This window comes from Sulfuricurvum sp., from assembly GCF_028681615.1.
Lineage (GTDB): Bacteria > Campylobacterota > Campylobacteria > Campylobacterales > Sulfurimonadaceae > Sulfuricurvum.
The window spans coordinates 1-14,824 of record NZ_JAQUHV010000019.1 but is presented as its reverse complement, the minus strand read 5'-3'; the positions used below and the strand labels follow the sequence as shown (position 1 = coordinate 14,824).

General features: G+C 43.0%; 18 protein-coding genes. 13 read left to right on the top strand and 5 right to left on the bottom strand.

From position 1 onward, the window contains the following. Window positions 1-45: 45 nt before the first annotated feature. The 4 genes from PHE37_RS12470 to PHE37_RS12455 are packed head-to-tail and all read left to right on the top strand — an operon-like array spanning window position 46 to window position 7,322. Window positions 46-330 carry a hypothetical protein gene (locus PHE37_RS12470; RefSeq protein ID WP_299996894.1) on the top strand — a complete coding sequence of 95 codons (285 nt, stop codon included), beginning with the start codon at window positions 46-48 and terminating at the stop codon, window positions 328-330. A gap of 1 nt (window position 331) precedes the next feature. Beyond that, window positions 332-1,165, top strand: a complete 834-nt coding sequence (locus PHE37_RS12465) for a hypothetical protein (RefSeq protein WP_299996896.1) — start codon at window positions 332-334, stop codon at window positions 1,163-1,165. Window positions 1,166-1,218: 53 nt separating this feature from the next. After that, entirely contained in the window at window positions 1,219-6,891 is a 5,673-nt protein-coding gene (locus PHE37_RS12460; protein ID WP_300008688.1) for a hypothetical protein, read from the top strand. A gap of 2 nt (window positions 6,892-6,893) precedes the next feature. Next, a complete protein-coding gene (locus PHE37_RS12455) occupies window positions 6,894-7,322 on the top strand; it encodes a hypothetical protein (RefSeq protein ID WP_299997381.1) in 429 nt (142 codons plus the stop codon). Window positions 7,323-7,339: 17 nt separating this feature from the next. Here PHE37_RS12455 and PHE37_RS12450 read toward each other — a convergent pair whose 3' ends face one another. Both PHE37_RS12450 and PHE37_RS12445 read right to left on the bottom strand, forming a co-directional pair. Further along, window positions 7,340-7,669 carry a hypothetical protein gene (locus PHE37_RS12450; RefSeq protein ID WP_299997384.1) on the bottom strand — a complete coding sequence of 110 codons (330 nt, stop codon included), beginning with the start codon at window positions 7,667-7,669 and terminating at the stop codon, window positions 7,340-7,342. Between the two features lie 242 nt (window positions 7,670-7,911). After that, window positions 7,912-8,067, bottom strand: coding sequence for a hypothetical protein (locus PHE37_RS12445; RefSeq protein ID WP_299997387.1), 156 nt, complete (start codon window positions 8,065-8,067; stop codon window positions 7,912-7,914). A 171-nt stretch (window positions 8,068-8,238) separates the two neighbouring features. Here PHE37_RS12445 and PHE37_RS12440 point away from each other — a divergent pair, with 171 nt between their 5' ends. From PHE37_RS12440 to PHE37_RS12425, 4 genes are read left to right on the top strand one after another with little or no spacing between them, the layout of a single operon-like run. Next, window positions 8,239-8,877 carry a ParA family protein gene (locus PHE37_RS12440; RefSeq protein WP_299997390.1) on the top strand — a complete coding sequence of 213 codons (639 nt, stop codon included), beginning with the start codon at window positions 8,239-8,241 and terminating at the stop codon, window positions 8,875-8,877. Beyond that, on the top strand, window positions 8,864-9,094 hold the full coding sequence (locus PHE37_RS12435) for a hypothetical protein (protein ID WP_299997393.1): 231 nt from the start codon (window positions 8,864-8,866) through the stop codon (window positions 9,092-9,094). Before PHE37_RS12440 ends, PHE37_RS12435 begins: the two co-directional genes overlap by 14 nt. After that, complete coding sequence (locus PHE37_RS12430) at window positions 9,091-9,306, top strand: DUF1737 domain-containing protein (RefSeq protein ID WP_299997395.1); 216 nt, start codon at window positions 9,091-9,093, stop codon at window positions 9,304-9,306. The genes PHE37_RS12435 and PHE37_RS12430 overlap by 4 nt, the downstream gene beginning before the upstream one ends. A gap of 3 nt (window positions 9,307-9,309) precedes the next feature. Beyond that, complete coding sequence (locus PHE37_RS12425) at window positions 9,310-9,543, top strand: hypothetical protein (RefSeq protein WP_299997398.1); 234 nt, start codon at window positions 9,310-9,312, stop codon at window positions 9,541-9,543. 879 nt (window positions 9,544-10,422) lie between these two features. Here the strand turns inward: PHE37_RS12425 and PHE37_RS12420 are convergent. From PHE37_RS12420 to PHE37_RS12410, 3 genes are read right to left on the bottom strand one after another with little or no spacing between them, the layout of a single operon-like run. Further along, the gene (locus PHE37_RS12420) at window positions 10,423-11,388 is read right to left on the bottom strand and encodes a restriction endonuclease (protein WP_299997401.1); all 966 of its coding nucleotides are present in this window, start codon (window positions 11,386-11,388) and stop codon (window positions 10,423-10,425) included. Beyond that, the gene (locus PHE37_RS12415; protein WP_299997404.1) at window positions 11,375-11,590 is read right to left on the bottom strand and encodes a hypothetical protein; all 216 of its coding nucleotides are present in this window, start codon (window positions 11,588-11,590) and stop codon (window positions 11,375-11,377) included. Before PHE37_RS12415 ends, PHE37_RS12420 begins: the two co-directional genes overlap by 14 nt. Then, on the bottom strand, window positions 11,587-12,213 hold the full coding sequence (locus PHE37_RS12410) for a LexA family transcriptional regulator (RefSeq protein ID WP_299997407.1): 627 nt from the start codon (window positions 12,211-12,213) through the stop codon (window positions 11,587-11,589). Before PHE37_RS12410 ends, PHE37_RS12415 begins: the two co-directional genes overlap by 4 nt. A 339-nt stretch (window positions 12,214-12,552) precedes the next feature. Between PHE37_RS12410 and PHE37_RS12405 the strand changes: the two genes are divergently transcribed. From PHE37_RS12405 to PHE37_RS12385, 5 genes are all read left to right on the top strand, one after another. Further along, entirely contained in the window at window positions 12,553-12,792 is a 240-nt protein-coding gene (locus tag PHE37_RS12405) for a hypothetical protein (protein WP_299995657.1), read from the top strand. Then, window positions 12,779-13,267: a hypothetical protein gene (locus PHE37_RS12400; RefSeq protein ID WP_299995659.1), complete on the top strand. Its 489-nt coding sequence runs from the start codon at window positions 12,779-12,781 to the stop codon at window positions 13,265-13,267. The genes PHE37_RS12405 and PHE37_RS12400 overlap by 14 nt, the downstream gene beginning before the upstream one ends. Next, entirely contained in the window at window positions 13,264-13,431 is a 168-nt protein-coding gene (locus PHE37_RS12395; RefSeq protein ID WP_300008686.1) for a hypothetical protein, read from the top strand. The genes PHE37_RS12400 and PHE37_RS12395 overlap by 4 nt, the downstream gene beginning before the upstream one ends. A 273-nt stretch (window positions 13,432-13,704) precedes the next feature. Continuing rightward, window positions 13,705-14,001, top strand: coding sequence for a CHC2 zinc finger domain-containing protein (locus PHE37_RS12390; protein WP_299995660.1), 297 nt, complete (start codon window positions 13,705-13,707; stop codon window positions 13,999-14,001). Continuing rightward, window positions 13,998-14,738 (top strand): hypothetical protein, encoded by a 741-nt coding sequence (locus PHE37_RS12385; RefSeq protein ID WP_299995662.1) that lies wholly within the window; start codon window positions 13,998-14,000, stop codon window positions 14,736-14,738. Before PHE37_RS12390 ends, PHE37_RS12385 begins: the two co-directional genes overlap by 4 nt. The last annotated feature ends 86 nt before the right edge of the window (window positions 14,739-14,824 follow it).

Below are 14,824 nucleotides of genomic sequence, written 5' to 3'. Positions count from 1 at the left end.
ATCTATACATCAAGATATCATTGAGAAAAATATCAGGGGGATATTATGGGTGAAACAAATTGGCTTGATACACTCAAAGGGATTGGGTCAGGTGCATTTAACTGGTTTAGCAATGGTGAAAATTTACGCGGTATCGGTACGCTTGCCAGTGGGATAGGAGGTGCATGGTCAGCAATAGATCAAGCCAAGCAAGCTAAAGCACTGCTCAACCTCCAAAAAGGTGCCTATGATGATGAGAAAAAACGGCAGCAGCAAGCACAGCTCGCGATCGATGGAGTGAACTGGAGTACACCGTCCACTACTACACCTCGTTTGACATTGGGGGTATAAGATGGGTGCTCCTAATCCATTAGCAGCTCTTAACACCATTAGCCCATCGCTCATAGGGTATATCGGCGGTGGCGGTCGTGCACTGGGGGCGCTGGGTAATTCTTTAGCAAATATCGGTCAGGTTAAGCTCGATCTTCAAAAGCAAAACGATGAAACCGCTTATCGCAATGCTATGCTGGATCTCTCTAAAAAAGCCGATAGTCGTGCCTCTGCCGATCAGCAAGAGAAGTTTTCGGATAAACAGACTAAATTTGCCAGTAATGTAGCCTCTAATAGTTATCTTTTGGGTAAAGATATGCCTACTGAAATGAGCAACGACTATGCTAAGCTCTCTTTGATCGATCCAACAATTACGGCGGCGGCTCTTAGAACTGAAAAAGATAAGTATACGTTGGGAGCCAATGGCCTGGTTATCAATACAAGCACCGGTGCTCTTGCCGGAGATTATCGGGACAAGAGTGGTAATGGTATCAAAGGTGCTCCCTATATGGAGGGTGTCGTGAACGGAAAAGTGGTCCGTACCTATTTTGATCCCCAAACGGGTGCTCCAAGGCTAAACATTACCGCTCCGGGTAAACCGCTGGGGATTTATTCTCAGGATTATGCTGACGGTATAGGAGATACCAACACGGCACAGCGCCCTAAGATCACTAATAATACCAAGCAGGAGATTAGTGCTGGAAACGCGATCCAGGATGGTGGGCTTCCAGTGCGATTGTCATCTGATCCGCGTATAGCCAAATTACAGCATGATTACCTCTATCCTACGGCAGGTGGTGGATGGTATGTACCTGCCAATCTTGTCAATGATTATAAAAAGCAGTTTCCCAAATAATCGTTAAAACCGATCCTATCTCATAGGTACACTAAGAAAAAAAAGGTGTACCTATGGCTGATGATGTATGGTCACGACTCGGCATTACCCCCTATGAAGCAGATCCAAGCAAAGTAAAACTCAAACTGGGCGATGATTCAAAGCCTACCCCAAAATCCTCTCAAAAACTTCCTGATAATATTTATACGCATGACGGATTTATCCCGGATGTTTTGCGTACGATAGGTGAAAATGCTCTCAATTATGCGAATGTCGGTTCCGCTGCTCTTAATGCTATGGGTACTAATATCGATCGATCAAAACTCACCGATACCATCGGGCGCTTAGAGCAAGCGCAAAATGAAAGCGATAATCGCATACTCAGCCCTACCCGTTCAGCAGAAGTCGCAAAAATAAACGCACAGCTTGCTAATGCTCACGGGGTAGTCGATACGATCAAAGCCGGAGGGGAAGCCGGGCTGGATATGCTCATGCACCCGATCGATAATGCCGGAAAGATTGTCGGATCTTTGGTCGATCCTCTCAATGCTTTTGGATTCGGTGCCGGAGATATCACGGCAAAGCTGGCCGCTAAGATGGGGAGTAACCGTCTCGCCCGTACCGCAGCCGCCGCAACTGCCGGCGCAGTAACCAATGCCCCAGTAAATGCGGTGCAAGAGGGATCGTTTGCAGCGGCCAAAGGTGAGGACTGGCAAAAAGCCGCGCTCGCTGGAGCCGGAGGTGGTGCGGTAGGCGGTGCGGTGTTGGGGAGTATCCCCGGAATAGTTAGCTCTCCACGATTCTCTCCTAATAAAGTCGCTCCAATCGTTGCGGATCATATCGGAACCCATGAAGCAAATTATGATGCACTTATGCAAAACTCCCTTATGCAAACTCCCGATAGTGAAAAGTTCGATCCAAATATCGATATCGGGTTCAAACGCGAACCTAGTGTCACCGATCACCCATCCGATACGCTTCCCCCCATAGACCATAATGCAGTTTTCGGGTCAGTCATGGGGGAACATCTCGACAGTGCGCGTGCAGAGGGTAATGAAGTGTACTCTAAGGCGATGGAATTGGCACAGAACCCGAAGAGCAAGCCGGAGCATATCAAAGCGTTTATCGATAATGCTATCACCCCCACTCATGATGATCTAAGCATATCCGATCTTGTCAATAACGGAGACCCCCTACCCTCTCGATATAGCGGGATGCGTATCGTTGATACACTGGAGCGCAATATCAGAATCGCAGAAGCCAATCCGACCGATGCAAAAACAAACATAGATCTCTCGAATATCCTGAAAAAAGAGGGTTTTTCAAAAGAGCTCAACAACGTATATACTAAAGCCTACAGCGCAAAAGATCCTACGATCCTTACCGATTATATTATGACTAAAACACAACCGCTCGCTGAGGATATCCGCACACAGATCGATGATCACTTAGGCGGGTATAAGGCACGATCGGATGAGCAAAAAGCACTGCGCTGGGTTGAGGCTATCCCCGAAGATGCACATGACCTCGTCGCTCATCCTCAATTCCTCGATCATTTGAGCGAGCGCGAGAGCGTATCGGCTGAGGATGCACGCTACCCGCAAACCCGTACCGCCGATCTCGTCCTCTCTCATGAAAACAACGGTGATGGGTATGAGACGGTCGTACAGCAACCGGCACAGTTCGATCGTAACCATGCGTATGATTTTGAGATGACGAAAAAAGATGTCGCCAATATCCGTGCCGGACGATGGAATGATGCGCTGGTGCAAAAACTCCGAAACGATCTCGACCGACGTGATAATGACCCCCTCTATAACCCTGAAAAGAATAGTGAAACACTATTAAACAATAGTGTTTCACTATCGCCAACCGAGAAACTGTACCATGAGATGAGCGATTCGATGGGAGCGGATCATGCCGATTTTAATATCGGACTGATCGAGGGACGTGCAAAAGCTATGGGGATTACTCCCGATGAGCTGATCGTTAATCATCCGTTGATTGTTCGTGATATGAGAGATATGCATGGGTCTGATTATATCGATGCTATACGGGAGGCGGAGATTAACCGTTTATTTCAGGCAGTAAAACATGATGCACCGTTCGAGGAAAAGCTCTCCGAGATACGATCTATCTTAAAAGATAAAGTCAAACGTGAAAAATTGAATACAGAAGAAAAAGAGCTCTACGATTTTGCTATGAGCAACAAATCATCTGTTTCATTTATACGAGACGGTATCCGTACGTTGTTAAGCAAAGGAGATGATAAAAGCGGGTTCAAGCATATCATTATCCGACATTATGGCGATGGGGCTGATAGTGCGTTAAGCGTATGGGACATTTTGCGTATCGGTAAAACGATCATAGAAGGATCACCGATAACGGATACTGAAATCGCTAGAAATAAAGACGTATTCGGAAGTAGTAAAGCGGCTGTACGCAGAATGATAACGGTTAATGATAAAAAGATGATGTATGTCGTTGGGCTTGGAAAAGATGAAACCGGAGGAAATAGTGTAATTACCTATTATAAATCGCTGGTAAAAGACGGCTCGACTTCTATGGATGACAGCCCCAAAGCACCAATAGCAGACAGCTCGGAAGCTGCGGGCGGTTACAGTGACCATAGATCCCAAACCGTTTATGATAAAAGTGTACATCAAAATGGTGATAATGTCAAACCATCTTTAAAAAGTATGAGTGATACGGCTATCCTAAAGGATATGACCTCTATCCCCCGCGCGATCGAAGAGGGTAAAATCGATGCGACAACGGATCGAAATCAGCCCGGATGGATGAGTCAGGCTGAGATCGAAGCCTCGGCGGAAGCTATCCGAAAATCTACTCCGTATATGGAGGGTGGCGCACGGGTATATGAGTACCGAAACGATCATGGCGATACGTTTCGCATTATCGCTGATCGTGAGGGTTTCCGTATGCACTCCGATCGCGCTGCCGGAGAGGGAAAGGAGTTGGGATCATATAGGTATGATCCTATCCATGAGGATGCCAAACGTCTCAATCAAAAAATACCCGATGTCAAACTCACCGAAGATCAGATCAACGGTATGATCGAACTGGGGGTTACAAAATCAGGTGATCAAAAAGCGATCATCACCCTCTTTAAAACCGCCGATGCCTCTACCCTCCCCCATGAACTGATGCACTGGATGGAAAAAACCCTCACCGATGTCGAGCGTGCGGCGGTGGATGATATTCTCAAACACATACCGGATGGTACGCCTCGCAGCGAAGCACTCGCGCGGATGTTCGAGAAATATCTCGCAGAGGGCGAAGCACCTACACCGGAACTCAAAGGGGCGTTTGAGAAGTTTCGCGATTGGCTCACTCGACTATGGGAGACGCTCGCGCATGATAAAAATCGTGATTTTGAGCTAACCGATGCACATCGTGAACTCTATCGGGCATTGCTAGGGGATCGTGAAGCGGCCGCTAAATTGTCGGAGCGGTATGATGGGATTATGAATGATAAGATGAGAGCGGAGGCGGATAGAATATCCAAAAATGAAAATACGCCTGACGTATTGTTCCAGCGTATTATCAAAGACTCAGAGCAACCCGACAAAAAAACCTATACATCGACTAAGAATATCCTCGAAAAGATGATCGATACTATCGGTGAGAAGATTGAGAACGGTGCTGATATGCTGCCGGATGGTATTCGCCCGTGGCTTCACCCTACGAAAGCGCAAAAGCTATTTGCTGAGTACCAAAGTGCAATGCGTGAGGAGAGCGCACGTATTTGGGAGCAGGCGCGTGAGATTAAAGATTACCTCGAAAAAAATACGGTGAGTGAAAATAGCTCTCGTGATCTCGTCCGTGCATTGGGCGGAGATATGGACCCATCAAAACTTTCCGAAGAGTTGCAACCGCTTTATGCACAAATGCGAAAAGTAATCGATGCCAATGCACAGGCATTGATCGATGCGGGTGCGCTCGATGAAAAACACTCGATCAATGATTATCTAAAGCGCTACTATGAAAAGCACGAAAAAGAGCTCGGTTTTTTCAAAAAGTCTCTTTCTATGGGTAAAAAGTTTGCCCGTAAAGACCTGACACACGATGAGCGTCTCGCGCTGGGTATGATCGAAGATGCAAGCCTCGTTATCCCGAACACATTGGCAGAGCAGCGGATACAGCTCATGCAGGCGCGTGTCCTCAAACAAATCGCAGAGGATTTCGCGCTCGATGAACCGCATGAGGGGTATGCCCGAATCTCGGATGAGTCGGTGAGTCATAACGGATCGGTCAAAAAATACGGTGCATTAGCCGGTAAATACGTCCCTATGGAACTCAAAGAGGCGATGACGGATATGGGTCGAAGTATGGGAGATCTCACAGCGATACAAAAAGCGGCTCAGGGGTATGTTACTTTTATCCAAAACATCAAAACAACCGTGACCGTAAAAAACCCAATGACCCATGCGGTGAATGTCGGATCTAACATGACGATGGCATATCTAAACGGGCATTTGGGAGCATTGACTCGTACGATGTCATCGATCGGAAGCCCTCACTTCAAAGAGCTGGTACGACTCGCACGTGAAAACGGTATGACAACTCAACTCGATATGCTCGAAGCGCGTGATGCAGTTAAGATCCAAAGCTCCAGTAGCAATGCTATCATCGGGAAGCTGACCAATATCGTCAAAAATATCTATATGACGCATGATACATCATTGGGTAAAGCGGTACGTTCCGCGTATGATTGGGAGGATCGTATTTTCAAACTGGCCGCATTTGATGATCAGATGATCAAAATGAAAAATCAGTTGGGGCGCGAACTTACTCCCGCAGAAGTAAAGCAAGCATTTCAAGAGGCTAACGATATGTATATCGATTATAATAAACCGATGCCTCATGCGCTACAAGTTCTCGATAACTATGGGATTATGCCATTTGTCGGATATACCTATAGATCTATTCCTCAGGTAGCTAAAACGATTGCACGGAACCCGTTTCGATTTATGCTCATGCAAGCAGCTCTCGCGGGTATGGGTATGTCTACGCTGTTTAATGAGAACGATGATATGGCAAAACCATCATGGGCGGGAGACGGGTTTAACTTTTTCGGGATAAAAAACTGGGTTTATGTCGGTCATAGCGGATGGGCTCTCAATGCCGGTCGTCTCGTTCCGGGTCTCCGGTTTACCGATCTTACGTTTGATGGTGGTTTTGTGAAATCGTTGGCGAACATTGCTTCCGGTACTGATCCGCTATGGGGTAGCGCATTATCAAAAGATGAAGATCCGCGATATGTCAAGCTCTTTAACATCGCTAAAAAATACGCTGAGAGTTTCACTCCGTCTATGACACCTACCGGACGCTACGGGCAACGATTGATTACTCCGGGTAAAAATCCAAGTACGGGGGAAAATCGTACCCGTGCGGAGGTTATCGCTCAGGCATTGGCAGCGCGTAAGTTCGATCCTAAAAGTGAACTGCAAAAAAAAGCTAATCATGCGTTTTCTCAGCTGGAGAAAAAAGCACTGATAAAAGAAGAGACGGAAAGCGGAAAGCATATCAGAAAATATGCTGATCCAAAAACAGTGGCAAAGGCAAAAGAAGAGTATGCGGATACGATGAAAACGATCTCGAAGCAATCGCGGGATAAAAGAGTAGTCCTAACCAGTAAACCTCTTAAGTCTACAGATGAAAAGCATAGCGGTGGAGGCTTCCACATGAAGCCTATTATCCCACGATTAAAATTAGGAGGTAACTAAGCATGGCTCAAAAAATGGATATAAGCTCTGCAAAACAAAACGAGCATAATATGAAGTTTGTCCTGGATAAATACAATCTCGGTCCGATCAAAACATCGATAAACCCAAAAGATAACAAAGCGTACTGGGATAAGATAGCTCAGTTTTGGAAAGTATCTCCCGAAGCAGCACGATGCAGATTATGCGCTAACTGTGAGTATTACGATAATACTGAGAGCATGATGCTACAGATGGATACGATACCGCTCAACAAATATGATATGGACGGCGGAGGTCGAGGGTATTGCTGCAAGTTTGATTTTATCTGTCACAATCTGAGAACGTGCAGCGCTCAGGAACCGAAGAAGTATGTTAAGCCCAAAGACGCAGAGGTTATCCCTCCGCAGTATAAAGAGGGGAATATGTTGAAGTTGAAGTTAGGGGTAGACTAATTATTATTGGATTGATGTTATGATTTTGGGGATGTAACCCACGCTATCAACCCTGATGGCTCAGGTATGTACGGCATTGTTTGCAAAGGAATGAAATCTCTATTGTACGCTATGATTCTATTTTTCTCTATATAAGAACTCGTACAAATGTTATATTTGCCGATTACTTCATTTTTGTGATCGATACCAAATACAATGATGGTATTAATATCATCTGAGTATTTGTCTCCAAGATTTTTCATGAGCCATTCTTTAATTGGCTTTTCTGCATATTCTGATGCTGATCGCACAGCCTTTATAAAATCTTCATATTCTAGGTCATGTTTCCATTGAATTTCTGTACTCATTATATTTCTCTCAATTCGGCACGATCATCATCGCTACCATTGCAATCATAAATACGATTGTATCTATATTTTTAGCTTCTTTCAAAGCACCGTGAGTTAAAATACTCATTCAGTCGTATGGTGAGACATACGACCTGATGATGATTTTAAAAAATCTTATCTGCCCATCTTCCCATAGCGTCCTCAAAACGTGCGAAGATGGTATCTGCTTTTTCTATTATGCGGCTCATCGTTTACTCCCCCTACCCTACTAACTTTTTAAGTGTTGTCATTGATCCGGTACGGATCGTGCCGTTGTTGTTCGATGCGATGATGTGATCGCTTTTGATCTCTACTGCGTACCCTTTTTTCTTTGCCAGTTTTGCCAACTCTTTTAATTCAGTGATGATTTTCTTCATCGTAAGGCTCCTTTTAATGAATTATTAACGCTTGACATTATGAATGTAACAATATTAAAACAATATTAAATGATAGCATCTTAATATTAATTAGATAGCTTTATACGATTAAATGATATTAATACAATATTTTTATGCTATCATTTACTATTCTTTTTCAGGAGGGTTGATATGGTCATTACAGTGGCACATCAAAAAGGTGGTGTCGGTAAGAGTACGATCGCCAGTAATCTAGCGGTCGAGTATTATAAGATCTATGGGGATCAGCTCACGGTTGTCGATCTCGATACGCAGCGATCGCTTACCTATTTTAATAATATTCGTCGTTTCAATGATATCCCTGAGCTTCCTATCGTCCAGGTGAAGAACGCGGATGAACTCAAAGCGATCATAAACGCGAATACCGGTGTGATCCTCATCGATGCCGGTGGGTTTGACAGTGATGTGAACCGGATTGCGATGCTCTATGCGGACCGGATCATTACGCCGGTGTCTGATAGCAGCTTCGAGCTGGGCGGTTTGATGATGTTTCGCGGGATCCTGAGAGAGCTGAGAGCTGCACGGGAGGATCTCGTCGCTACGGTGCTGCTCAACCGGGTACATCAATTTGCCGGCAAGAGTTTGGAGGAAATCTTCGATTTTGCACGTTCTAACCCGGAGTTCGATATCTTCGAGACGATCTTACGCGATCGAGGAGAGTACAAACGGGCTACGGAGAGTGGGCAAAATGTTATCGAGCTTTCCAGTGATGGAAAAGCAGCTACAGAAATTAAAAAACTAATGGAGGAATTACAAAATGGCAAAGAGTAAGTTTAATGAAGATGCATTAGCCGCAGCAGTCGGCGGGGCAGCGTTAAAAACTGCCGGTGAAGAGGTAGAGGTATCAGAACCGGTGGATAAGCAGACGATCATCTACGATATCCCGAAGCGTTGGAAAGCATTTATCAAAGACAAACGTCACTCTACGTTTAGCGGGTATGCACGTGCAGCGATCCAAGAGAAGATGGAACGGGATGGTTTTGTATGAAAAAGTATATTATTGTTACAGCGAAAGATAAAAAAACACTTGAAGATGAAGTTTGTAAGCGTATAGAAGATGGATATGAGCCTACTGGAGGATTAGCTATTACTGTAGGAAGAGATATAGTTTTTTCCCAAGCTATGTGGATAGTCCCTTTTGTTAATGTTACATATCCGCAAAAAATAAAAATAGATATTCCTAATACTGTTGAGGATTGAAAAATGGATATTGAACAACTAAAAGATAAACTGGCCGAAGCGATCCGTGAGAACAAACCCGATTCGTTATCGATCGCACTGGATCTTATCGAGATGCTGGAGGAGGATAGGGCGGTAATACTGGAGAAATTACGCCAGGCGAAAATCAGACAGTATTTCGGAGGAGAGCTGCAAGATTTCAAAGAGGATACGTCACGGTTATACCAGGGCGGATCAGAAAAAGGTGGGGAGGGGTAACCTTTCCATTTCCCAAGTCACATAAGCCCGGCGCATCGTTATGGTGTTGCTGGGCTTTTTGCGTTTATAGGGCAGGGTAGAGCACGTCCTGAACCTACGAGGGGATCGCCGGGGCGATCAAAGGAGCGCGACAGGGGTCGGGTGCCGGGATCTTCTGCACGCATCCTGCTCCTACAAGCCCCAACACGATTGGGAGGGGAGCGCCCGATATGCCAAGGGTACGACGGTGGGGGGCAGGGAGTGGGTCTTGGGCTGAAAACTGTCCCGCCCCGCTCATCTTTTTAAGGTTGGGGAGTTTTGCGCCGAACCTTAAGCGGATTGGGTAGTTTTGGTCGGAATAGGCAATATCGGGTTATTTTGTGGGTAACTCCGGGCATAAGCGCAATAACTCCGGGCATAAGCGCAATAACTCCGGGCATAAGCGCAATAACTCCGGGTATAGCGTGTAAAAGTGTAAAGTTTTGTAGGTTGTAAAGTTCTGAGCAGTAATGCAATTTTACACCCCTGAAATAGGGGGATTGATTTCGCGGTGGTTGTAAGGCTTAACCGTTCGTTTGTTTCTTACAGTTTCAGGGTCATTTTGTGGGGGAAAATGGTTGCCGGAGCATTATCCCCAAAATAAAGAGGGGGGTATCCTCATATCTGCGCTGTGGGGGTCGATTTTTTCTCGGCAATGGTATGGGGGGGGTGTTACCCCATCGGGTGCCATACCATGCTACTACGTTGCGGGAAAATTTTCGCACCGTTTTTGAAAAACTGCCCCGCTGAAAACAAAACGAAATCTATCCTAAAGGGGCGCATTTCTCGGAACGCGTTTGAGATCGATGTGTTGGGGCTTGCAGCAGAGCAGGGCGACCGATATCCCCGACGTGTTGGCGCTTATTGTTTTGTACGCCTGAACCCCAAATTTTGAGCCTCTTGCTCTGTATATACATAATGCTCACCCTTTTTTATCTCGATCTTAATCCGATCATACATAGCATCATTTGGAAGATGGTAAATCTTTTCATTGTCTTTGCCTATATTGCATTTAATAAGAGGGTATTCTTTTCCTACATCGAATGGGTATGGTTCTACAATATGAGTCATATTTTCACTGTGAAGTTTTAAAACATCTCTTGCGGCATCATCAAGATTGTTATTTTGTGTATATAAAACACACTCAAATAATATTCCTGGATTTCTTTTTCGATATTTATCAAAACTTCCCCATAGCTGATCTATTGTACTTTCATGAATAAAATTAGTTTTGCCTCTTCTCTTACATTGAACAATTACAGTATGGTTTTTTGCTTTTGCTATGATGTCAATTCCTCCATCATTTTTTCCCATTTTAATACCATTATATTCAACTTTGTATCCAATTTTTTCATACAAATAACCAACAAATCGTTCGTATCTTTTTCCAAGCTCTTCAGAACTTTGATACCGTTCTGAGATATATTTTGCTATTTCATATCCGTATTTATCACGCAGTTTTTTTTGTTCTTCAATTATCCTATCTCTTATTTCTTGCTTTCTATGTTCCTCTGCTAACCGTTCCGCTTCTTTTTCAGCAGCTATAATTTCCCTTTGCTGTTCTCTATCTCTTCGTTTTTGTTCTTTTTCAATAAGCTCTTTATTTTTTTGTTCATTCCAAAATGGGTAGCTTGGGATTGGGAATCCTCGATCTATAAGAAAGAAATAAAATTCGCACACACATTTTGGGCATTTAGAAGCATCGATAAAAGCATCTTTTACATTATGTTTACAAGATGGTGGGAGTTTTTTTGTAATAGTTTCGTACTTATTTTTCCAAATAGATTTTTCGTTTTCAAGTGCTTTAAGCTCTTCATATATCGTCATGCAATCCCCTAAAAATTGCATAAGGTCTATTTCTTTCTTTATACATAGATATGACTTGTTCTTTGTCTTTTACTTCTCTTTTGTACCAATCTATATCTTTTTTTAGTTGGATTATCTTTTCTTTTTTATTTCTTCTATCATCGTATTCCACGTATATCATAAAAATAATAAATCCTATAAAAATAACCCACCCTAAACTCATCCGATATCCTCCAGTCTTTTTGTGGCATGGCCCAATATGGTGATATCCTCTTCACTGATCGGTTCCGGGTCGAACGGGTAGTTTTTATTATCGCATTTGGCGATGATCCCGTTAAGCGTTTTGAAAATACGCATAATCATCATATCGCCTTTTTTGTTTTTGATGAGATAGGGTTTCCCGTTTAAAACGGAATTTTTGGATCGATCGATGAAAACGATGTCCTGGCTTGAAAATGTCGGGAACATACTGTTGCTATTGATTTTTACCGCCATCATGTTTTTGATATTGGTATTTGGGAAGAGTGCCGCATCGATTTGGATCATATCGTACGGACCAAAGATATCGATATTTCCATTTCCATCTGAGCTGGCGATATCGGAGTAGTATTGGATGTGTGCCGTTTGTGGCTGGATCATTTTCGACTCTACCCCGTAGAAGATCCATTGCAAATCCGCATCGGTATTTTCTAATGCTATTAATATCTGCTCATAAGGGATTGTTCCACGTCTTTTATATCCGGCAAGGTTTGCAGTTGTCACATTTAATTTATTAGCGAGATCAATATCTTTTCCAATCTCAAAAAAATGTTTCAATCTATCAAATACTGAATCAATATCTACCATTGAATCGCCTTACATTGTTATTTTTAGTTTATGCAATATTCTGCATATTATAGCAATATATTTCCTATTTATAAACTTTTACTGAACTTAAATATACTTTTTGTTATCTAAAAAAAATAAAATCCATTTTTTCTGATGTCAAAACAAGATAACTAATAGTATATTTTTATACGTCTAATAATTCATTTTTTAACTATTCGTTTATTTTAAAAAGGTTTTAATAAGTATTAGTTTATTAAAATGCCGTATTGTCAAAATTTTCAATAACAAAATATTGCGACTATTTGCAATATTTTTCACTAAATCGGAAAAATATTTCTACACTAAGGCATGAGTTTAATGGTTGAGTCCAAAGGGAAACGGGTCGAATTGTTTAGAGTTTCTATGCATATTGACAAAACTCTGTTTGCCAAAAAAATAGGGATATCCTCACGAACACTCTACAGCCGTGAAACAGATTCGTCCGATACAACACATTCAGAGCTTGAAAAAATGGTGGAGATGGGGGCGAACCCTGAATTTTTATTGACGGGAAAAGGACCTATTTTGAGGGAGGGGTTTAAACGTGGAAACGACTAAAACGCAAGAGCCTGAAATCAAATACGTTCCGGTGCAATACGTCATGGATCGTGACGATCGGACGCGGAAGTATTTCGAGAACATGAAGAACTCAAAATACAATCATAACCGGGTGAAGATCGAGAACGGCAAGATGGTCGTCGATCTAAATTATGACGTGGGTGATCGTCATGAAATTTATGAGCTCTACATCGAGGCAGATAACCTTGCCAAAAATACCCACAAACTCGCGGTATACCTGGTGCGTATGCTCAACCGTGATGCCGCCAAACAAAAAACCAACGCTAAAAAATCGTCTCATCGCCATCTCACACGCAACGAAGTGACCTCCGCACGCCTCAAAAACGAGGGGGTTAATGCGCTGTATCTGTATTTGCGTTATGGATCATTTAAACATTACGACCGTGCTGCGTATGTCAAGGCGATTCTTCGCCGGTTTATCGAAGAAAATTCTCTTTTTGGGGTGCAATCGTGATTCTCCTTCTGACCACTGCTATCACGCTTGCATCGCCAAAAGCGAATTTTGTTACGGATCTGTCCAATGTTACGGATGTTACGGGTCTCTTTGTTACTAAGCAAACCTCGTTACCGACGGGATTGTTACCATGTTACGGATTTTCCTCACGTATGTATGCGTAGGCGTGTGCGCATATATGTGCACGTGTAGTTTTTATCCGTAACATGGTTACAACATCGTTCACGCGGGCGTTTTCTTAGTAACACTTTTCTTTTTTGTTTCTCATCTCTATCCGTAACAAAGAGACAAAAACAAAAAAGAGTTAAAAGAGGGGAAAGCCTTCGGATTACCTAAAGGGGTGATTTTCCAAAGAGAGGAAGTTTGCAAAGAACCGACGCTACAGGTAGTGGTCGGTCGTTTGGAAGTTTTCCAAAAATCAAAAAGAGGAGATTGAGATGGCTCAAAGCGGTGGTAGCGAGAGACGGGATGTGTTTGAACTGGCAAGGGGGGTCGATTTCGTCCCGTATGCCGAGGCGTTTTTAGGGGTGGAGTTTACTGATATCCGCGCCCCGAAGTGTTTGTGTCCGTGGCATGAGGACAAGCATCCCTCATTCAGCGTGGATTTGCGAAAGAATAAGGGGAAGTGTTTTAGCTGCGGTGAGGGCGGAACGATCATCGATTTTACCGCAAAGTTGACGGGGAAAACTCCTCTGCAAGCTGCGACGAAGATCGTGGAGGATTTGGGGTTATGAATATTAAAAAAGAAACATCTTGGAATTGTATTGGATTTCAGTTTATGACTGGAGATAGAGAGGAATACCCAAAAAACAAACTTGTTTTATTTTTACCTTGGGCTCATTACTGGATTTATTTTGACAAAGAATATATCAAACCATTCAAGTATGACTATTTTAATTCCTACTCAAATGAAACATACCCACAGTACGCTGAACGAGAATTTGGAATAACTATCTCAGATGGTAATTTTTTGCAAATCAAATATGGGAAACAAGAAGGTTTTTCAAATGGACTTAGTTGGAGCAATATAAAAGAAAACAGATGGTCATGTTTTTTGCCTTGGAAAGAAAAAAAATATATTTATCATCATTTCCTAACTCTTGATAGAAAGTTGTGGTGTGATGTAACAAAAGCATATACATCATGGGAAATCAAAGAGATCCAGCCAAACAAAAAATTTGAATTTCTTGATTTTGATGGAGAAAAAATTACTGCATCATGTACCGTTGAACAAAGAAGATGGGAACATGGTGTCGGATTTTTCAGATGGTTAAAATATTTTAACAAACCAATCATCTCAACCTCTCTTGATCTTCATTTTAGTGCAGAAGTTGGAAAACGTAAGGGATCATGGAAAGGCGGAACTATCGGGCATAGTATAGAAATACTCGATGATGAAAGCGTACAAGAGTGTTTCATGCGGTATTGCGAAAAAGAAAACCTAACTTTTATTGGGTTAGCTGATGAGTGAACAAACCGAACAGCAACGTATCTATCAAGAGCGTCAAAAAGCCTATCGTTACGCTCAGGTTATCAATGAGCAAAGCTCCGAAGAGG